At 53.8% G+C, this 19,827-nt stretch carries 18 protein-coding genes and 1 pseudogene; 7 read left to right on the plus strand and 12 right to left on the minus strand.

Features of this window, described 5'->3' with window-relative positions; all coding sequences use genetic code 11:
• Nucleotides 1–330: 330 nt before the first annotated feature.
• Nucleotides 331–1,791 (minus strand): hypothetical protein, encoded by a 1,461-nt coding sequence (locus Poly21_RS03580; RefSeq protein WP_146405617.1) that lies wholly within the window; start codon nucleotides 1,789–1,791, stop codon nucleotides 331–333.
• A 288-nt stretch (nucleotides 1,792–2,079) separates the two neighbouring features.
• The gene (locus Poly21_RS03585; RefSeq protein WP_302117410.1) at nucleotides 2,080–3,348 is read right to left on the minus strand and encodes a hypothetical protein; all 1,269 of its coding nucleotides are present in this window, start codon (nucleotides 3,346–3,348) and stop codon (nucleotides 2,080–2,082) included.
• Nucleotides 3,349–4,091: 743 nt separating this feature from the next.
• Between Poly21_RS03585 and Poly21_RS03590 the strand changes: the two genes are divergently transcribed.
• Nucleotides 4,092–4,340 (plus strand): hypothetical protein, encoded by a 249-nt coding sequence (locus Poly21_RS03590; RefSeq protein ID WP_146409734.1) that lies wholly within the window; start codon nucleotides 4,092–4,094, stop codon nucleotides 4,338–4,340.
• A 405-nt stretch (nucleotides 4,341–4,745) separates the two neighbouring features.
• Here Poly21_RS03590 and Poly21_RS03595 read toward each other — a convergent pair.
• The 10 genes and pseudogenes from Poly21_RS03595 to Poly21_RS03635 form a co-directional block, all read right to left on the minus strand.
• Nucleotides 4,746–6,008 (minus strand): annotated as a pseudogene (locus tag Poly21_RS03595) (helicase-related protein); the annotation flags it as partial.
• Nucleotides 6,009–6,079: 71 nt separating this feature from the next.
• Nucleotides 6,080–7,510: an IS66 family transposase gene (tnpC, locus tag Poly21_RS03600; RefSeq protein ID WP_146405621.1), complete on the minus strand. Its 1,431-nt coding sequence runs from the start codon at nucleotides 7,508–7,510 to the stop codon at nucleotides 6,080–6,082.
• A 125-nt stretch (nucleotides 7,511–7,635) separates the two neighbouring features.
• Nucleotides 7,636–8,016 carry a hypothetical protein gene (locus tag Poly21_RS03605; RefSeq protein WP_302117412.1) on the minus strand — a complete coding sequence of 127 codons (381 nt, stop codon included), beginning with the start codon at nucleotides 8,014–8,016 and terminating at the stop codon, nucleotides 7,636–7,638.
• The gene (locus Poly21_RS26985; RefSeq protein WP_302117414.1) at nucleotides 8,009–8,542 is read right to left on the minus strand and encodes a hypothetical protein; all 534 of its coding nucleotides are present in this window, start codon (nucleotides 8,540–8,542) and stop codon (nucleotides 8,009–8,011) included. The genes Poly21_RS03605 and Poly21_RS26985 overlap by 8 nt, the downstream gene beginning before the upstream one ends.
• 491 nt (nucleotides 8,543–9,033) lie before the next feature.
• Nucleotides 9,034–9,309: a hypothetical protein gene (locus tag Poly21_RS03615; RefSeq protein WP_146405624.1), complete on the minus strand. Its 276-nt coding sequence runs from the start codon at nucleotides 9,307–9,309 to the stop codon at nucleotides 9,034–9,036.
• An 80-nt stretch (nucleotides 9,310–9,389) separates the two neighbouring features.
• Nucleotides 9,390–9,674 (minus strand): outer membrane protein assembly factor BamE domain-containing protein, encoded by a 285-nt coding sequence (gene bamE, locus Poly21_RS03620; protein ID WP_146405625.1) that lies wholly within the window; start codon nucleotides 9,672–9,674, stop codon nucleotides 9,390–9,392.
• Between the two features lie 355 nt (nucleotides 9,675–10,029).
• A complete protein-coding gene (locus Poly21_RS03625; RefSeq protein ID WP_146405626.1) occupies nucleotides 10,030–10,263 on the minus strand; it encodes a hypothetical protein in 234 nt (77 codons plus the stop codon).
• Nucleotides 10,263–10,394 (minus strand): hypothetical protein, encoded by a 132-nt coding sequence (locus Poly21_RS26990; RefSeq protein WP_302117418.1) that lies wholly within the window; start codon nucleotides 10,392–10,394, stop codon nucleotides 10,263–10,265. The genes Poly21_RS03625 and Poly21_RS26990 overlap by 1 nt, the downstream gene beginning before the upstream one ends.
• Nucleotides 10,395–10,548: 154 nt before the next feature.
• Nucleotides 10,549–10,839, minus strand: a complete 291-nt coding sequence (locus tag Poly21_RS03630; protein WP_146405627.1) for a hypothetical protein — start codon at nucleotides 10,837–10,839, stop codon at nucleotides 10,549–10,551.
• A gap of 122 nt (nucleotides 10,840–10,961) precedes the next feature.
• Nucleotides 10,962–11,639 (minus strand): hypothetical protein, encoded by a 678-nt coding sequence (locus tag Poly21_RS03635; protein ID WP_146405628.1) that lies wholly within the window; start codon nucleotides 11,637–11,639, stop codon nucleotides 10,962–10,964.
• Between the two features lie 163 nt (nucleotides 11,640–11,802).
• On the opposite strand from Poly21_RS03635, the gene Poly21_RS03640 reads away from it, so the two are divergent.
• The 6 genes from Poly21_RS03640 to Poly21_RS26995 all read left to right on the plus strand — a co-directional run bounded on the left by Poly21_RS03640 (nucleotide 11,803) and on the right by Poly21_RS26995 (nucleotide 19,808).
• The gene (locus Poly21_RS03640) at nucleotides 11,803–12,570 is read left to right on the plus strand and encodes a hypothetical protein (protein ID WP_146405629.1); all 768 of its coding nucleotides are present in this window, start codon (nucleotides 11,803–11,805) and stop codon (nucleotides 12,568–12,570) included.
• A gap of 809 nt (nucleotides 12,571–13,379) precedes the next feature.
• Nucleotides 13,380–14,057: a hypothetical protein gene (locus Poly21_RS03645; RefSeq protein ID WP_146405630.1), complete on the plus strand. Its 678-nt coding sequence runs from the start codon at nucleotides 13,380–13,382 to the stop codon at nucleotides 14,055–14,057.
• Between the two features lie 424 nt (nucleotides 14,058–14,481).
• Nucleotides 14,482–15,294 carry a hypothetical protein gene (locus Poly21_RS03650; RefSeq protein WP_146405631.1) on the plus strand — a complete coding sequence of 271 codons (813 nt, stop codon included), beginning with the start codon at nucleotides 14,482–14,484 and terminating at the stop codon, nucleotides 15,292–15,294.
• Nucleotides 15,295–15,733: 439 nt separating this feature from the next.
• On the plus strand, nucleotides 15,734–16,942 hold the full coding sequence (locus Poly21_RS03655) for a tyrosine-type recombinase/integrase (RefSeq protein WP_302117419.1): 1,209 nt from the start codon (nucleotides 15,734–15,736) through the stop codon (nucleotides 16,940–16,942).
• Nucleotides 16,943–17,292: 350 nt separating this feature from the next.
• Nucleotides 17,293–19,245 (plus strand): recombinase family protein, encoded by a 1,953-nt coding sequence (locus Poly21_RS03660; RefSeq protein WP_146405633.1) that lies wholly within the window; start codon nucleotides 17,293–17,295, stop codon nucleotides 19,243–19,245.
• A 380-nt stretch (nucleotides 19,246–19,625) separates the two neighbouring features.
• On the plus strand, nucleotides 19,626–19,808 hold the full coding sequence (locus tag Poly21_RS26995; RefSeq protein WP_302117420.1) for a hypothetical protein: 183 nt from the start codon (nucleotides 19,626–19,628) through the stop codon (nucleotides 19,806–19,808).
• Nucleotides 19,809–19,827 lie beyond the last annotated feature (19 nt).

The raw sequence follows: 19,827 nt of genomic DNA on the forward strand, positions 1-19,827 counted from the left end.
CCTCCGTCGTTCGATTGGCGTCACCCACGTTCCTCGTCTGACAGCGTTTCAGGCGATGCTTCTTGGTGCTCGTATTGCTCAAGCAGCCTGAGCATCGCCACACCCGAAGCAACGGTTCGAGAAGTCAACGTACCCACCGGAGCACGGAAACATCCGCCGAAAGTCACGTCGGTCTCCGCCACCGACAGCAGATCAGAGACCTTGAAAGTGACGCCGGTTTGTCCAACTTCGCGGAGTTGCCTGTGGAGTAATCTCGCATCGGTGTTGCTTTGCGCAGGTCCACACAACGAATAGGGTGCGATCCGCTCGATGCGCTGACTGAGTCGTACATTACGCGGCTTTCATGTTGATAAGGTCGCTGACGGTTGGTTTTGTGGCGAGCCATTTCTCATAGACCGTGTCCCAGATTCCGCTCAGCAACAGACAGCGGAGCGTCATTGTTCGCTGCCCGCCTCCCTTCTTCCAACGCATGCCAGACAACTTCATTCGTTCACTGACGATCTGCTTGCAAGCCGACTCCACCACACCGCTGCCGATTGGATAGCCACGCGACTTCATGCCAGCGTAGTCCATGAAGCGATGATAACGGCGAAGGTACCGCTCCGCTTTTTCCGCATCGTCGCGGGCCGACGCTTTGTAACCGTGAAGCTCTCGCATGGTCGCAATGCTGCGAAGCAGCCGCCCATGGCCACCACGCTGCAGAAGCAGCCATCTCGCATGCTCCAACCACTCCTTCCGCTTCACCTTGTCCTTGCCAAACTTCAACGCGTCGGCGATCGTCGTCAAACGCTCGGCGGCATGGTAGTAATCCACCACTCGAGTGATCTTGATCCGCCTGCCGTTGACGAAGAACTTGCTCAGCGTGTTTCTCCAGTAGGCAGTTTCGATTTTCCCGGCGTCACTGACATACACGATATCGGGAACACAATCGCCGCAGCAACGAATCGTCGCCCTCAAAAGATCAGAAAGCTGATTGGAAAGCGTGACTTGGTTGGTTTCGGGAACACAGCCCAGGTAGACCGTGCCAAGCTTGTTGCCGCCAGCGAGCACGCTGATGCAAGCGACACTCGCCATCTCAAAGAAGCTCCAGGGTGCCAGCCCGAGTGCCACGCCGTCACGACTGACCGACAACACGGGCGTTTGCTTGTTTTTGCGGGCCGTGTCGATCAACGCCATCAGCTTGCTGACCTGCGCCTCCTGGCGAAATGGTTCCATGCCGCCGGCGAGCGTTCCGACGAGCTTACGCAGTTTCTCGGTGCCTATCTTGGCACCCATCTGATCGGCGATCATCTCGAGCGTCCGGCCCTGAGAACTTCCGCAAGCGGCGAACTGTTTGCCGATGCGAGTCGCTGCCGCTGGCGTGAACCCGTCTTCGATCCCAAGCAAGATCTCCAACGGAAAGATCGTCCGGCCGGAGCGGCCGCGTCGGTAGCGCCCGCGCCGCAGCGAGATCTTGCCGAACCGTGTGAGGAGATCCGAGCGAAGTGTCTTGTCGGGCAGTCGACGATGGGATTGCTCACGATGCGACACGGTCCCGGGCATGTCCTCGAGTTTGGGCTCCAAGTGCAAAAAGATCCACTCGATCAATCGTCTCCCAAGTTCGCGAAGTTGTTCATGAAGATTGTTCTCCAAATCGTTGGTCTTCTGAGGCGTCGGCGGGTCATTGGCGAAGCGTTCGATCAGCGCGGTAGCCTGCTGGCCAAACGAGTCAGTCAATTCGTTGATCTGAGACGCAATTTCGCAATCTGCGATTGCTCGGGAGAGGCTTCCGGCGTTAACTTTGACATCCATGAGGCTTCCTTTCCTGCGGTGTTAGCTTAGTAACCAACATTTTGCGGGAGGAAGCCTCTTTTCATGAATACCAATTCAGCCCAATCAAGGGCGCACTACGCGGATCGCACCCAACGAATAGTTTATGATGCCCAGAACGCCGCAGCATTTATGGCCGCAACAAGAACCTCAAGGGTCTAATAGTCGCTCGGGCTCAACAAAAAGGGATCGCCTCAATTCGTCCCACAGTCGCATCGGCCCAATGAGTTCGGAGAAGTTGGTAGCGCCGCGTGTAGCTTCGTCGCTGACTCATTCCTGCATCTTTGTTTCAGGCAATCGTGATAGCATGTGAAGGTATGCGATCGGCTCCGTTGGGTGAAGGTTAAATGCCGCGCTGTGAACGCACAACACCTTCATGACAACCTCCAGAGCATGGATTCCAAGTATCGATCCTGCTACAAGCTTTGTTAGGTCCGAAGGGTCACCTTCTGCCAATAGGGCGAACAATGACAAGAACAGACTAGCGTCGTACGCGGACGAGAGAACCCCTGTCTTCGTTGTAAGCCCATGCTTCTTTAACGCTTCGTTGTAGTCTTCAAATCGCAAGCAAATCGCATCTTTCACCGCATCTGCAGGTTTACCAGAATACTCTAAGTCGAGCCAATTAAGAAAACGCCGAAGCGAACGTCTAGCCTTGGAGTCGCGGCGGACTTCCATTACTTGTTCCCAGGAAAGCTTCTCTTCATCGATCAATTCCATCGATTCGATCGATGCCGAAACGACTTGAAAGTCGCCCGGCGACAGCACATGCGAGTAAGCGCTACCAGAGCCGACAAATGGCTGCAAATTCCTTCCAGAGGCTTTTGCGAGGGGGCTTTGTAGCATCGATTCGTAGATTGTCGCGAGTTTTGATTCGACATCAAGACTCGCCATTTTCTCGAGGATCTCCCATTCCTTCGCGTCTTGTTCTTCATCGGGGAGTTGATCTAACAGTACGTCGAACATGCCATCCATAAGCCCCAAGGCAAGCCTCTCTTCCAAGGTCCCGCAGCGAAATCCGACATCTAGCGGAACCGACATGTCCATACACCAGACTCGGTCGGAGAACAACGCTGCAGTCTTAGGGCTAGCGACGGCAATAACCGCAGATTCGTTGTTTCGTAGCGGCTGAAAGCGATAGCCACCCTGCGGAGCTGACATACGTATGGCTGTTGCTATTCGTTGTGGGTCGCCCTCTTTGAGCACGGCGGTAAGCGATGGATCGGAAAGAGCCGGACCAAGCACTTCGGCAGTCGCTCCTGCGTCGAACGCACGCGCTGCAATAAAGACAGCTACCGCTTCCTGTGCTTTGGAGTGCTTTCCGTCTGACGGCATGCTCTTCAAATTGTCCGTTGAGATGATCTTTGCCGTCAGAAGCTCAAATACGCACTTGCCAAAATGGTAAGGCCGACCACTTTGCAATTCCTTGGAATGCAACTTCCATTTTGATAGTCGATAGCATGAAACTCCAAGTGACTTCGCAACTTCTTTTAGACTCGATAACATCAAGACATTGTCGAGTTCTTCGATCGATCGCAATGTCCTGGGAAGAGGGAAGTTGAACCTCGGGTCTTTATTGGAATTCACTATTCACATCGATGATTGGTTGGCACAGGAATTGAATGTGACTCATATTCTATCGTCTTTTGCTGAGCGGGTCGGTTTCGTGAAGCAGCGTGCCAATGAGCCTATATCCATCGAAGTGCAAATTACCCAAATTCTGATAACCGCCAAATTGTTGCACTGGGCGGCCGGGGCCAATGCGAAACCCCGTTGGACACCGACGCAGGCTTTCGCAAAACGCGATTGACCGAGGTTGCATCGACCGAGGCGATCTTCGATTGGCCCAAATCCGCTTCGGTGTCTTCGGAACCTGTACACCGATGCGCCGAACCGGCCCAACTAAAGACGCTCTGGTTTCATCGGCCGGAGCAAAATCCGAAGTCAGCCACCGGAGGATAGAAGGCGACCTCCAACTGCTTGAAAATGGATCTGTGCACTTGTCGCCAAGATTTTCGAGACTTTGTCACACTAAAGCCATCCAGCTCGAGATCGAGGCGACTTCACGCGGCAAGAGAATCACTCGCGATTCACACCCGAAACCAATCCGCAACTAGAATGGGCCTGGATCATGTCGAGAACTCGGAGGCGTCGGTTTGGAAAATTCGGGGATTTACTTCATCACGTGTGAATGCTTCGGCGCAAAGTTCGTAAAGGTCGGGAGATCGACAGACGTCGCCAGTCGCCGACGTGAACTGCAGTGCGGCTGTCCATTCGAATTGGTGATCGAATATGTTCAGCCGGTGGATGAAGAGGAGGCGATCATGCAGGAACGCCGCTACCGCGCGAAGCTCCGTTCGCTGCTACAGCGAATCCAACAAGCTGACGCCTGGCAGTTATCTGCTAGCGAGAACCTGATGCCGAGATGGTTCCCCTTTGTCGGTGAGATTGAAGCACACGTACTCGAGCTGAAAAATGAGGAATCACCGGAATCGTCCGTCGCGACCGACCAGCAGGCAATGTTGTTTTGAGCCAGAATCGACGAATGCGGTCAACGCTGTCGGCAGAGTTCATTGCCAGCGGACGGCAACCTTCCACGACGCGGGGATGAGCAGCGAACAATTGTCGTCTCAGTGGCGACGCTGGCCAACATCACTGCATGAGCGAATCGTCCAGTCGTCGTTGACAACGCATCATCGCTAGCCGCGACCACCTTCGCAGCAGGTCTCGCAAATTCGGTGGCACACCTCGCACTGCAACTTGGCGCGAATGTCGATCAATCGCCCACCGCAGACCGGACACGCGGGATCGCAAGACGGCGGTGGGCTTTGCTGGGACGGGCGTTCATCCGATTCGCTCGGCATCGTTTCGTATTCTCCGTTGGGATCAAAAGTTGATCGTACAGGAAATGCACCAACCTGACGACATTCACTCCGTCATGCACGCGTATGAAACCTGACAATTTCCATTGCAGACGTGACGTCCAGAAAGTCAACCGCGAGCGATTCGGCGAGTAATTCGTCTGACAGAAGTTCGTCAAGTTTGCGGAATTGTTTGGATGGCAAGAGATTCGCCAATGCAACTGGATCGATTTTTGAAGATGCAATCGAAGCAAGCTTCTTCTTGGATTCAGCTACCCCTGTTGAATCAAATTCGATGGCAACGTCACGATCTGTGCACGGTAGCCCTGCGCGTTCCGCCAACAGGCAAAGTGTCCGTTGGATGCGGGTTCCGGTCCAGGTCAACCAAAGGCAGCGAGTCGGCGATAGCGAAACAAAACTCGTCTCGTGAAGTCGAGCTGCAATCGCTGTCGCCCGCGATTGAGCTAAAAGCTCGGAAGCAGCCTCATCAAGGTACTGCAGCTCTCGGTCGCTGCAGACGATCTCCTTCATCTTCTGGCGGATGCGCTGATGTATTTCGCCACCGCTTCCGAAGAATCTCGGCGGCTTCCTGCCCTTTGCTCGCTTTACAATGATCTCACGCCGCTGGTCGTCAATGATCACGACTTGCCAGCGACGGCCACCCAGAATGAAATGCTCGTCGACTTTCGGCAGCGAATCAGCCGGCAGCATTCCAATGGGGACGCTCCGATGCATCACGCTGTAGTCAATGCCGCTGGCAAACGCACTGTAAAACGAATAGTGCCTTACCATTTGCTCGCCTTTTGGGGCGAGAATGAGGTCGCCTTGCGGCATTTGCTCTATGAGCTCCTTGGCAGCCAAGCATCGCAGGACTTTCGTGAACTGGCCAGTTGAAATGCTTCGGAACGCACCATCGGTGCAGAGAGTGGCATAAACGATTGATGCTTCTGCTCCGCCAGTCTGAGCAAGCACGCTGAGGATCTGATGTGTGAATGTGCTCAAATCAAATCTTGCAATCGATGGTGGCTCCACCCAAGTCGGTCGTTCCAACATCAACTCAGTCACAGCCGCCGCACGTAGCAAATCAAGATGCAGCTTATCGATAAGCGTCGACTTCGCCGTGATCGGCGATTCAGTGATATAGAGACGCATACACTGCGGTTCACCCTCACCACGTCCACTCCGGCCAAGTCGCTGGACGAGTGAACTCACAGACCAAGGCGGATCCACCTGCCCAACTGCGGCAACATTCCCAATGTCAATTCCTAGCTCAAGAGTAGACGAACAAACAGTAGTCTTCGGACGCCGACCTTGCATTTCCCGTTCAGTAAATTCTCGACTCTCTTTGCTCGTAACTGTTCACGGTTTAGCGCGTACGTCGAGCCAAACTGCTTGAGTTAGGTTCGATTCTAGCCGATTGGTAGCAGCGGCGGCGGTCGCTGGCCGCGAAAGAAATGCTCAAGCGATGTCCGCAGAACATCCAACAGTGATTTGTTTTGATCCGAGCAGGTTGCCAATACCGTCCATATCCGTTCGAGCCATCGTTGCCCGCCTTCGCTCTTACTGCCCTGGGTCACCTTGCGGTCAATCACCACAAAACGAATCGCTTGTTCGGCGATGTTGTTTGTCGGCTCCAGGCCGGGTGTCGTCAGGAACTTCAAGTAGCTCGCGCCATCATTGGCAAAACGCTTCGAAAGGTTGCGTGCTTTCTTGTCATCGGGAACGCGGAATCTTGCTCGCGTCAGGACCTCCATCGCCGCGTCTTCCAATTCGCCATCGAAACGTCTCCCCAATGCTTCGCGTCGATGAATCACACCGAACATTTCGCGAATCGCGTCGAGCAATCGACTCGACCAACCATGCGTCCGCCCAGTCGAGTGCTCTTGAAGGAAACGCAATTCACGAATTAGGTGGGCAAAGCAAAACTGGATGCTGCAATCAGTCAGTCCGCGATACTTGTGATACGCACTGAAGTAATCGCAGCCGATGATTCCGTTAAACTCTTCACCGAGCACGTCGAGCAACACACCGCTGCCGCGCGAGGCATCGATTTTGAAAACGGTGAAGCCTGTGCCGCGAAAGCACCACGTCCACATGCGTTTGCCACTGTCGCGATGTCCTGTCTCGTCGATGTTGAGGATCCGCTGAGCCCTCAAGCTTCCCAAGAGGTCTTCGTAGATCGGTGCGATCGCTTGGCTGATCTTGTTGATAATCTTCGCCAACTGGCCGCGAGAGAGTTTCAGCTCGTAGACGTCGAGGAGGTATTTGCGGATCGTCGAAAGCGAGGCATGGCAAGTCCCTTTGAGAAAGCCAATGATGCTGGAAAGCTCGACGCCGCACAGTCCAGCTTTGCGAACCTCCGGTGGGATGGTGCAAACAACGGTCTTGTCACAGGCGGCACAGTGGCTGGCAAGCGATTGATGCTCGGTTGTTTCGGTGCGGCTGACAATCTCAATCTGCTGGAGACGCGAGACAGGGTTGTCTGTGTCCGTCGTAACGGGGCCACCGCAACATGGGCATTGCTCGTACGAATACTGCGTCAGCCATTGCAGTTCGTCTTCGGGGACCGTTGGCCGCACCGTCCTCTGATGGCCCTTCTGGCCGCCCTTTTTACGTTTGCCGCTAGGCTTTCGCGGTCGGATCGGCTTCACAATGTCCGAGGAAGGAGGCTTGGAACTATTGGATGAATTCTTGGTCGCCGCGGCTAGCTTAGCGCTCACCTCGTCGAGCTTTGCCGTCGTTTCGCTGAGTTGTTTGACGATAGCGTCGAACTTCCGCTCCAACTCATTGAAGCGTTGCTCCCAGCGTTCACATTCCGGACATCCGTTCCCAGTGCTCATGGCGTAGAATTCTAACCGACATCGCCGAATCCGCGAATATCAGTTTTAAAACCGTGAACAGTTACGCCGATTTTACGATGAAACTCAGCGACTTGATTTAATTGTCTTTCCAAGGGTCTGTCTCTCTAGCAAACAAGCTTGCCGGTTTCTTGGCTGAGCATCCAGCGTTGGTCAGCGAAATCAAAATTGCCTTCGTTGCGGAACAGCATCACGTTCACGCCCGCAGGCACGTTCTTGAGCATTTCAGGTTGATCGTCAACGTAAAGCGTGACGCCATGCTCGGCGATCACCTCCGCCTTCGCATCCATCCGATCAACCAGCACCACTTCGTCGTAGCGAATGTTGCGCTCATTCAAGTCCGCAATCGCCTTCGCCCGATCGCGTCGATAAGTAATCACAATCACCTTCCCCGGCCATGAATGTGTCCAAGCCGAGAAGAACTCCGGTGCTTCAGTGATGCAACCGTCAAGGTCTAGACCGAGAGTGAATCTACTTCCTTCAACCATGCTTGTTTACCTCTAGCTCGTTGACGCATTTGTTGGCATTGTCCCAGGCTTCGCGTACAGTCGGACAGCAAAGGCTGTCCGTGATTCTGGGAATCAGAAAATATCCCATGTCTTCCGTGCCCCACCAATCACATTTGCCGCGAATCAAATCAACAAGATTTGCGAGACCCACCAGCGCATCCAATTCATCATCCGAAGACACTGGTGAATCTAATGTCGCAATCTCTTTGCTCAGCAGATCCACGACTCCGTTGCAAGCCGCTTGAAATCCAATTTTTGTTGCTGCGGAAGAATCGCCTTTGTACTTTTGGAGCGTGTCGATCGCACCGAGGCGTTTCTGAGCAATCCAAACCGCCATTGTGACAGCTGGATGGCTCTCGAGAACGTAGATGCAACGCGAGACCGGATTGGTCGCCGCCTTAGGCGAATAGGACAGACAAATACCTTCGGAAGCGGCTCTCTCGGCAAGTCGACCTCGAAACAGCTGAACAACAGGACCATGCGGCGCGCCTTGATATCCCAACACGGAAAGGCCTGGGTGTATTTTCGTTAACGAACGGTTTGACTGGTTTCGGTGCTCCCCTTTCCATCCGCAGAGTCTGCCAATGATCTCAGCGAGTTTGGGGAATTTCAGTTTTGAATCGAGGACAGATGGTTTGCTGCCCAACGCCTTCTCACAAGGGCGTGTCGAAAAAGGGTTCAGGTCAAATGGCCAGTAAGATCCCTTCAACGAAGCACCCGGACGCGTAAAGGATTGCGGCATGCAGATCGGAGCATCAATCGCGAGTAGCACCGCGCTGTCTTTTGCGTCGCACGCAATTTTTGAAATGAATGCGTCAAGAGACACGATCGGTGTTTCGGTATACGTTGGTCTATCAAAAGTCGCGGACGATTTCTGGCAGGTAGTGCGATAGCTCGCCCACGATTTACTTGAACCGGGATCAATTCCGTAGAGAATCGTGCGTTCAGAAATTTCCACTGGATCTCCATAAACAAAAGGACGTAAATTTGTACACTCTAGTTCTCAAGGATCTGTTTGATCGTTGTTCTGGCGACACGCCAGGTTCGCATGCGGCTTCGGCTGGGCATACCGAGCCATATCATAAGCAATCCGAGGCCGGGCAGGGGGACCAAGCCGGCGGTCAAGAGGAACAGCCGCAAGTTGATGCCGAATTCCTTGCCGAGACTTCCGAAAGCGTTGGGATCGAGGTAGCAGTACAACGCCATGCCGAGACTTGCGAGCAGCATTTGGCAGCCGTAGAATAGCGAGATGAGTTTGGCGATCTTTCGCAAACGTGAGTCTCCAAGGGGAGTAGGGTTGGTCGGTCAGTCAACTTGCGGGACAGGAGCAGGCGAGATGCCTGCCGGAAGATTCACAGGCCAATTTGCGATTTCGATTGCACCTTGTCATGCGAAAAGGTGATCGAAATGATCTTGTCCTCGCCTTGCCAGACCATGCTCTTCATATCGATGGAAATGCCACCGAAACTGGCATCGCTACTGGCCTGCTCGGTGCCAGTTCCGAGAATCGACTCGACTTCATTGATTGTCATCCCGGTTTTGACTTCGGCGTAGTTGTCTTTGGTCACTCGATTGCCGCCGCAGCCAACGAAGAGAGAAAGGCAAGACAACAGCAGCAGACTTTTGATTTGGGACATGTGGTGAATCCGTTGGGGTGAAGGAGGGATATGGTGACGAGCGATGAGCTACCGGGTGATGTCGTACAGTTCGCCGTTTCGAAACTGGACGCCGAAATTCTTGTTGCAGTGTCGGCAGGTTTCTCGTTGAGTGCCGTTTCGGACTCGATCTCGGACAGTGTTAGGGCGTCCGCAATGGGGACAGAGAACAGTGATGACCAAATGAGTGGACTCCGGTTGAAGTGAAGGTCGGAAACAAGAATTGAAACGATATCGGGAGACAGAAAAGACTTCCAGATTTGGAAGGTTCTTTGACAGGTTTGAAGCTGTGAGAGGGGCGGGGCGGCGACCAGGCGGCAGGCGCCGTGTCGATGCGTTAGAGTCGCAATGGTTGATACGCTGGTGCATCGCTGCGACCATCGACGAATCGAGGCACGATGTCACGGTTGAAGAGATCTAATTGGCGACGCAGTTCATGGATCTGCCGAGCCAATTCGTTCGGCTGTTGGATCACCAACATCCAGCGGTCTGGCGTCACGCCGATACCCGCGACGGTCGCCGCCAAGCTTAATGCTTGGCGGCGGTTGATTGCGTTGTCTTGGGGATTCATTAACGCAGCCTCTTGGTTTGCAGAACGGTCACTTGGCCGCCGAACTGTGCGTCGATCAAACGACGAGCCTGAGCGGAATCGCGAGCGTTGACATTGACGTAGGAAACACTGCCACCAAGGCGAATCTTCACTTCAAACGTGTACACTGGCGTCTCCGGTCTTGGCGGGATTGAAATTGACTCGGCTCTCGGTGGAAAGCTGATGCTCTGGATAGAAGTGCCGCTGAACAATCGTGGCGATGTTCTGACAAACCCGTTCGGTGTCAAAGCACAGGCCGATCGCGATCTACATTCGATAGCGTCCTGACCTGTGAACAAACTCCAGACCATCGGTGAAGAGCAAATCGCTTAAGTAGTCGTGATAAACAGGGTCGGCGTTGATCGTCTCTTGATGGAATCGGCCAATGTTGATCTCGACCATTTCATCGACGAGTCGATTGAGATTCTGTGCTCGGCTGATCACGATCCCGCGGCCGAACGAACGCTTTGTGCAGTCAGCGATGATAAGCGGAAGTTCGACGGAGAAGTCGATCGCGTGAAGAGGACTGTTGCTGGTTTGAGTGAAGATTGCTTTCAAGCGAAGACTCTTGGTAGGAGAGGAAGAAGCGAAGGAGAGCGACGAGGACCCGATTCATTAAACCGGGACGCTTTCCGCTAGTCACGGTTTGGCAGGGTTTTTGACAAGTTCTGCCAACAGGTTTATGTCGTCGTCAGCATGTGACGGACACGTTCGACGTCGATCATCGGCTGACCGGCTAATCTGCAAAGCCGTGACAGGTACCAATCGTTGAACCATTGGTCGATGATTGAATCGACGCGGTGTGCGTACATCCAAGGAGCCAGAGCGAATCTTTCACGTTCTTGCTCGTAGTACGCCGCAAGTGAATCCTGATCGGCCACCATCGCCGCCGCGATTTCGGTCTCGTCGCCGGCGGCCATCCATAAGATCGTGTAGGTTCGACCGAACAGACTTCGATCTCGCGGGCCGTCTTGGCCTGGGCCTGCGAGCGAACTTGGATGATCGTCAAACGACAACGCTCGCGGTTGATCGACAACGCCACCACAACTCAGTGCGATTGAGTGCGAAGGGAAATGTCGCTCCAGCACCGTTCGTTTGCCGGCATCCGATGGCCAACAGGGAGTTGGGATGATCGTTCGGGCGACGGGATACGATCGAGCCATGCCAACAACATTGCCTGTCGTGTGGTCGGCGTCCCAAACGAACGGCGTTTCGTGGGATGGACCGCGAAGGTTTTCGACGACTAGGTAGTGCGGGGACGAGAGTTGGCTGGGCAGCGGATGAGTCGAAATCAAATGCGATCCTTGGGGGCGACGGAAGGGCACAAGCGAAACGGAAGCGATACTCTCTTGAGTCATGAATCACTCCGAGTGTTAAGTCTGCCGAAGGTCGTCGAATTGGGCCGTGAAAGACTTCTCCCAATACGCAGCTTTGTAAATTTTGTCTTCCCTCGCAAAGCGTTACGAATGGAGTAAATTTACAATTCATGTATCAACCGCCATCCACTCGTGCTTTTCAGCTATGCCGCGTCAAACCATCCAGCAGCAAATCGACGCGTTCACAAGTGAGCGTCGGCTGTCGATTGCCCATCCATTGCAGCGATACCTGGGCTCAGGCTGTTGCGCGAGTCTTCCCCGCCACGCCAAGCTTCATTGGCGAGGATTGCTTCAACCAAAGTCGGGTGCCGTCAACGGCCGGTGGATGGTTGACGAGCGATTGTTACCCACAGTGCCACCCAGCGGTCGCAAAAGCGAATTCGAGCCCCACGACGAAGCGATCCTGTGTCACTGCAAACCGCTCGACGACACTCATGAAAAGATCGGCAGTGAAAATCGCTATCCCGACATTCCTGATCGCTGGGACATCTATCTATTGATGCGACACCAATACAACGCGATCGCTTTCACCGGCAAAAAGATTGCTGCAGTCATCCGACGAACCCCAGCCACGCACCGAACGATTTTGAACCTACGTGATTGGGAAACCGATCCCGCTGGCGGCCGCTACCGCCGCACCCGAGTCAAATCCCAACTCCGCCGCCGACTGGGGCGAATTCCTTATCCCCACGAAATCGAACGCGCCCACGCCAAGACCGCTTTGATTCACTTGGGTTTCAAGCTCCCTGGCAAACCCAAGGAACGCCACGGCTCCTGGCCCGGTTTACTCAAAAATCTTGGCTTTGAAGTCGAAATCACAAAGGGCATCGGCCCCACTCCTCACGTCGCGATGAGCACCAAAATGATCAGCGCCTACCGCGAACGATATCCCGACCGAGAAGGCTACGTTTGAGCCAACAAGTTCTGCTCAAAGCCACCTTGCCGTTCCGGCGTCAGTCGAACTCTAGGCGTCTCTCTCTTACCGCCGAATCCTGTTTACTGGGGCGGACATGTTAACGGAGAGAGTCCGAGAGATTCGGCGGTTAGATTCGGGAGATCGACCCGGAAAGCTGCTTTCTCGTCGTCTCACCCGACCGGACGAGAGCGAACGGGGGTTGCCGGCATCGGCCAGAAAGTGCCGCAAATGCCGGGTAGAAACGCAAAAAGGCCGATGCATTTGCATCGGCCTTTGGCGTTAAGTCACGGACACTCGCTCTTCGCGAATATCCGAAAAGGCTCCCCGATACAGACACGAACCAGTGACAAGCCAGTTAACAACTGCGATCCGACTGACAACGCCATTAAGGAATCGTCGGCGCCCGCAGATGTCGGCGCTTACAAATCGTTGATTTCGTAATCTCGTGTTTTGCGGGGTGAAATCGCGAATTGGCCCGGGGCAGGTGCCTTTTTGACGGCGATTTTGCTAAATTGGAAGCAAAAGCTGGCCTGGGTGGTGATGCCCGATTGATAAAAATCGCCTCGTGGTTCATGGATGGAAATACACCCGAATTTAGCGCTAAATCGTGTCATCATTACTTGAGGAACCTCTTAGCTCTCAGAGCTCGAACCAATCGCTTAGCACAATAGGCTCCGCCTGCGACTGTCGGTGCCACCTCCGCTCTGCAAAAAAACGAACAAGGGTCGTTGAAGGGTTTGCGTGGCCATTGGTGTATCGATAAGTTCGTGTTGGCACGCTCGATCCAGAACTCGTGGAACATTCAAATGCGTATTGCAGACCAAGCCCCGAGAGACCTCCCATGGCATACGGATATTTCGAATGCGCTCATCCAACGTCTGCAACTGCGTGGTCGTTTGTTTTATCCATTGCCATCACCGCTGATTGAACTCGTGGACAACGAACTTGCGACAGCCATCGGCAAAGCGGCGGTCGCGGATGAACGAGAGATCGCCGAACTAGCCGACCAGCGAGGCGCAGCGGCGCTTCGAGGTGGTGAGGCGGTTCAATACCCGTATCTAATTGACCGTAGTCCCGCTCTCACAATTGAAGTTCTTCGAGCCGCGGGATCCAAAGAACCCGAGAAAGTCCTCGAAGAACTTGGCGACACATTGCCACACTATTTTCGATATTCTCAAGCGTACTGCGGGTGGCTCGTGAGCGAGACCGCGTTCTGGTCCGACTTGGATCAATTGGTCGCGCAAGAGGACATCGAATCGTACAAGCTACCTGCGCCCGTGCCAGCACTTCTTGGAGGGGAAGCACTACCTCATGCAACTGCTGAACAGGCTGCTATCATGCAGCGATACCAAGAGTTCTACAAAAAGTGGAAGCTGCCCGTCTCTCCCGGGCAAAACTGCTCTTCCGTTCTCTGCAAGTCGGGCTATCAATTGATAGCAAAACCCCACCGGCGACCGAGGCGAGGTGAAGAGGCGTTGTCGTAGTTTTGTTCTTGAGTGAATGAAAAAGGTGACGCATCCTATTGGAACTATAACCCTTCAATAGCCCAAAATAGCCGCAAGTTCGCCAAATGGTGAATTCGCACACGCAGCCGATACCGGAAAAAGTAAGCTGAACATCCCCTACAAATTAATACTCGACCCCGCACATCTCGACAGTCTTCCAGTTAGGTACAAGTGGGAAGTCGTACGACGTCACCCGCTCTACATTTGGCTGTGGGAAACGCTGCAAACTCTGAAAACGTCTGCTCCAAATTCTTTCGAGCAGGAGTTCTTATCGACGCCGCAATTCTCCGAGATCGGCGAACTCCTGGGTGTTAATGGTATTCCAGTCAATCCCGCCCTCGAATTCGACTCCTTAGTAGATGCAGAAACAAATCCCTTGTGGCTCAAGCGAGCGGCACAACCAGTGAGTTTGCGATTAGTAGCAAGATTGCTGCTGGCGGCAAATCTTGCGCCGGAGACTCTCCGACTGCTTTCGGAGCATTTTTCTCGAGCGGCGAGTTCCGACGTCGATTCGGATGATCGATATGAAACGCTTTTCAGTCTGAGCTCTGCCGAATGTCCTGACCTCGATTTGCTCGCCAATATACCGCTATACCTACTCAATCCTGCCGCACCAGCCGAGGAATTTAATTCCGACCTGAAAAAACTTCGCGACCAATGGCGGGAACATCTCAAACTTCCCAATAGTCGTGTAAGTGAAAAAAAATATGGGGACTATCTGCGAGCTTGGGACCTCCGAGAGGGTTGGTCGGAGGGAAAATACCATCGTGATGCCGTACGCAGCATGAAAGTTGTCGCTAAAGAACTTGGACAGTCAAAAACCTCCGCAAGGAACTGGTATCGGAGCGGATTCAAGCTCGTGACCGGACATGAGTTTTCTGTCGAGAATTGGGTGGAAGTGATGGGCGTTACCCAGCTTTCTGAATTGTTCGGCGAAACGGTCCCAGCGGCTTCCAAACGCCGTGCACTTCGCTCCAATGCTCGTCGACCGGTAGACGACACGACTGTCTCAGGCGGTCGAAACCAACAGGGAAATCCCGGAGTGGTTGAAGAGCTGTCGGCTCATCGAGCCGCAGAGGACGCTCAACAGATGCTGCTACGCATATCGAACTTAATGGCCGAGGGCTGCTCAGATAAAGAGATTCTCGAGGATCTCGGGCTCAAGGAGACAGCCCTGCCAGCGATCAGAGAGTTCCGCGAAATCCTTGAAACCTAGCGATCGAATCGCGCCAAAATAGCGTTCGGCGTATTTGGTTCTGTGAAGAAGTCGGAAGGATATTTTTGCTTCTGCCTTCGGCCACGGCATCAGTGGCCAACTATCAGAACGTTCTGACTCATGTCATTCGCAAGTCAATCAAACCGCCCAGAGGGCTGTTTGTCGCCGAAGGAATTTGCCAAACGCGCCCGGATCGGACTGGCGACGGTTCATCGCTATCTCAGTCGCGGTCAGCTTACAAAAATCCAGAAGGCTGGGAAGAACAGTCGGATTTGGATCCCCGAGAGCGAGCTCTTTTCGTCTAGCTCGCAGACTCCGAATGGCGAATGGCGCGACTCGCAACAGTCTCCAATCGGCACATCAGCCCGAGGCAATAGCCTCGCTGGCAAACGCCCGGCGTGGATGAATGACTTGCGTTCCCCAACACATGGAGGCAATCATGCCCAAAAAAAATCATCTTGAACAGTTTCAATGCCAGTTCTTTCGCTGGCCCATTTACCAACGAAAAAACGGAGTCTGGTATGCCGATGGTCGCTCGAACGGTGCTGGAATTCAGCGGACGTCGCTCGGCACGAAAGACAGGCAGGACGCACTTGCTAACCTTCATCGTCTTGATCGCGTCCAGGCCGAGAATCTTGGGCTAGTACCGCGATCCACCTCATCAACCGGACCTCGGCACCTGTCGATCAAAGCGGGGCGGAAGCTTTTTGACGATCACACCTCGCGGCCCAGGCTGGTTGGCGGAACCAAGGAGAACACCCAAAAACGCTACAAGTCGATCTTCGACAAGTTCAACTCCTTTCTTGGAACCAAACGCATCGTGGATTGGAATCAGGTTACCGAGAAAACACTCAGCGACTACGCTGAGCATTTGACTGAACTTGAGTATGCCTACAAAACAGTATTCGGTGAACTCAACACGATAAAGACCGCTTTCAAATGGCTATGCACCGAAGGGCATTTGTCGCGTGAGCCGTTGAAGTTGAAACTTCGAAAGGCAGACTGCCAACGGGCATACTGCTACACCGACGCGGAAGTTGCGGCAATGATCCAACACTGCGGTGAGAACGATGAAGTCACGTGGCTCCAGGGCGTGATCATCGCGTTGTCCTGTACCGGTCTTCGGATCAGCGAACTGGCTTCACTCAAATGGTCGGACGTTCGCTTTGATGACAGGGCCTTAACGATTGCCGACGAGAGCGGCTTCGCCGACAGCGGCAACGAGCGTCGGTCGACGAAGAGTAGCAGGACTCGGCACATTCCAATTCATCAAAGTTTCCTAGACGTGCTTCAATCGTTACCGCGTCAGAACAATCGGGTATTTCTTGGACCGCGCGGCGGCCAGCTCAAGCCAGATACCGTTCGGAATATCCTGGTGCGTGAAGTCATCGAACCACTCACACCCAGGTTTCCAAAAGCGTACCCCGGTGAACGAAGTTTCGAAAATGGTCGGCTTCATAGCTTTCGTCACTACTTCTGTAGTACTTGCGCGAACAACGCGATTCCCGAGCGAATCGTGATGAATTGGCTTGGCCATGCCGACAGCGAGATGGTTCGGCATTACTATCACCTCAGTGATGACGAATCACGTCGTAAGATGGACCAGTTGAAGTTGATTGGACGTAGCGTCGGGCGTTCCGGCGTTTAGAAGTTTTGTAACCGATTCGGCATTCAATCGCAGCCCGTTGCCAGCGATCCTGTCGGGTAAGAACTCTCCTTTTGGCACACTCGTGGCACACACGGGTGTGCCAAAGAAAAAGACCCCGTAAAACACGACGTTTTACGAGGTCTTTTTGTGAAAGCGGAGGACACGGGACTCGCCAAAGCGTTTGCTGTAAGTTGCGACTGAGCGAGCACTTCCGGCGCCAAGCCCTTTTGCTGCAACGACTTACAGCTGTTCATTTGATGTCAGCTGTGGTCACGTGCTCTCACCTGTTGTCACGGTTTTTGTCCCACTGGGCCAAACGTTTTGGCATCACTTCCTAACGGAGTGATGCGATGACTTTTGGAAGAATTGAAGTGCCGCCGCCAAAGAATGGGCGACGGTACCGTGGTATTGCGGTGTGCCGGATCAGCACCGACAAGCAGAATGAAATGAGTCTCGATGATCAGGCAGCGCTTTATCATGAGCGACTCCCATATTTTCTCGAAGATCCATATGATCTTGAGGTGATGGCGAGTCAGGGAAGTGGTGAGCTACTAGATCGAGTTGAGTTCATCGAGCTTTCGGAAAAGATTGAATCCGGGGAGTACGACTTTATCGTCGCGGAAGACCTCGGACGGATTGCGCGACGCGTCCAGGTGATAGGTCTGTGCGAAGCGGCGGAAGATACTGCGACTCGCATTATCGCCATCAATGATCACGTGGACACACTGGAGACGGAAAGTTGGCGACAACCCGCCTACTTCGCCGCGATGCGGCATGAAAGTTACAATCGAGATACGTCAAACCGAATCAAGCGTTCGCACCGGAACCGGTTTGCCAATGGTGACATGGTTCGGCAATTGCCCGCCGGTTACGTAAAGCCGCATGCAGGCGCGAGCGAAGCGGATTGTCACAAGGCACCAGGGGCCCAAGAAGTCTACGACGAGTGCTTCGACCGACTCGAACGTGGCGAGTCATTCGCCGAAATTGCGACTTGGTTTAACGCGATTAAATTTCCAAGGGGGATGTCGGTGCGGAAAACCCAATGGGATGGAACCTTGGTCGGTCAGACAGTTAGAAACCCGATCCTCAAAGGCATCCGTGAGCATAATCGTCGGACCGCCGTTCGAGTGAATCGCACGGGACGACGCAAATCTGTCGCCGCGGCCCCGACCTTGCTAATGCAACGCGAATGTCCCCGTCTCGCATTCATTGAACCCGAACGCTTTGACCGCGTTAATCGAATGCTCAATCGCCGAAACGAAAAGTTCGTCAAAGGAATTGCAAAGGCAAACGGCGGTCGTGGGCGACCGCAGGGAACCCGCAACGACGCTCGCTGGCCGAGCCAGCATGTTCGCTGCGGTATTTGTGGACGAAAGTTTGTTCTGGGTGGGCATGGTCGAAAGGAACGCATGATGTGCGACGGCGTTCGAAGCTACGACTGCTGGAATGCCATGACGGTGGACCAGAGTGAACTGGCGCAGGCAGTTGCCGCGAGAGTCCTTCACGAAATCGAGTCCCTGCCAGACTTTGATACCGAGTTGAACGCACAGATTCACGCGGAAGCCGAGCAATGGCGGGTGCAACAGGACAGCGGCCTAAAGAAGCTTCACGAGGAATCTGCTCGATTAAAACTCGAGCTTGATAACTTTGCCAACGTGATTGCGGGTGGCCTAGCGAGCCCGACGATTCTGGCTCGGCTGACCGCGACCGAGCAAGAATTGCAATCCATGTCGGATGCAATTGCCGACGCGAATAAAAACGCACCGAAGGCGATCGTGATTCCGAAGGCCGATGAAATTCGTAAATTCGCGAATGAAACCTTTCTGGGGTTGGCAGTTGAAGATCTCGAATTTGGCCACATCATGCGTGAAATCGTGACGGATTTTTTCGTCTTGCCGTACCGACTCATCGACGGCGGGCTGATCTCTCCTCGTTGTGTCTTCACTTTAAACTTAGCTGCCCTTCGTGGAGTAAAGCTACCAGATGGTTTGGGGACAACAAGTATTCCAGCAATGGTCGATCTGACGCGATCGCCGCAACGCGTGGTCTTTCGTGAACGGGTTTGTCAATTGCGGGCGATTGGAATGACCGAACGGGAAGTGGCAACGCGACTTTCGATCACACACACAGCGGCGCAACGTGCGGCGGCGCTCGATCGCGAAATGACACGGCTCGGTATTGCTGATCCTTGGGTGCCCGTTCGGGACGACCAAGCAGCCGCAGATTGTTACACGCGGATTCGCAACCATAGGTATCGCTTCAATCCTTCACCAGGATTCGTGTGCAGATTCCCAAACACGTAGACGCACAAGTTCTACCAGTCTCATTTTCCCTAGCCTCCGGGTGCATTGGCAACTCGGAGGTTTTTTCATGCCTAGAAGGAACCTATGACAATCAATCCCAGCAAACCGTCCGTCATGGAAAGACTGATTCGGATCCTCGCGAAACGGATCGTATTGGCACTTTCCGAAGAACCTGCTCTCGACGAACCGTCACCGACAATTGTTAAAAACGGTCGCCCACGCGATGCAAGCAGAAATACGTCCTGACGCTCGGAACAAATCTAAATCCGAGCAAAAAACGGGGCACGTTACATCAAGGGTTGTCTTAGCCCTCCAGGCCCACTCAATCCACCCACTCAACTGAAAGGAGGTGCCCGCTGACACACATAATTCTCACGCTCATGTCCGTTGCCGTACTACTGCTTGCCGTCGCGTTCGCCAAAGAGCGTCGACTGCGAATGGCACTGCAACAGATCCTCAAACGACTCGTTCAACGATGGAGGCCGGATGAACCTGAACCAGATTATGCTCCCATTCACGATGATGATCGTGACGCTTTCGATAGCCGGGTGCCAAGAAAGTGATGACACTCGTCTCGTTGAG

Origin of the sequence: Allorhodopirellula heiligendammensis (assembly GCF_007860105.1) — a bacterium.
GTDB classification, from domain to species: Bacteria; Planctomycetota; Planctomycetia; order Pirellulales; family Pirellulaceae; genus Rhodopirellula; species Rhodopirellula heiligendammensis.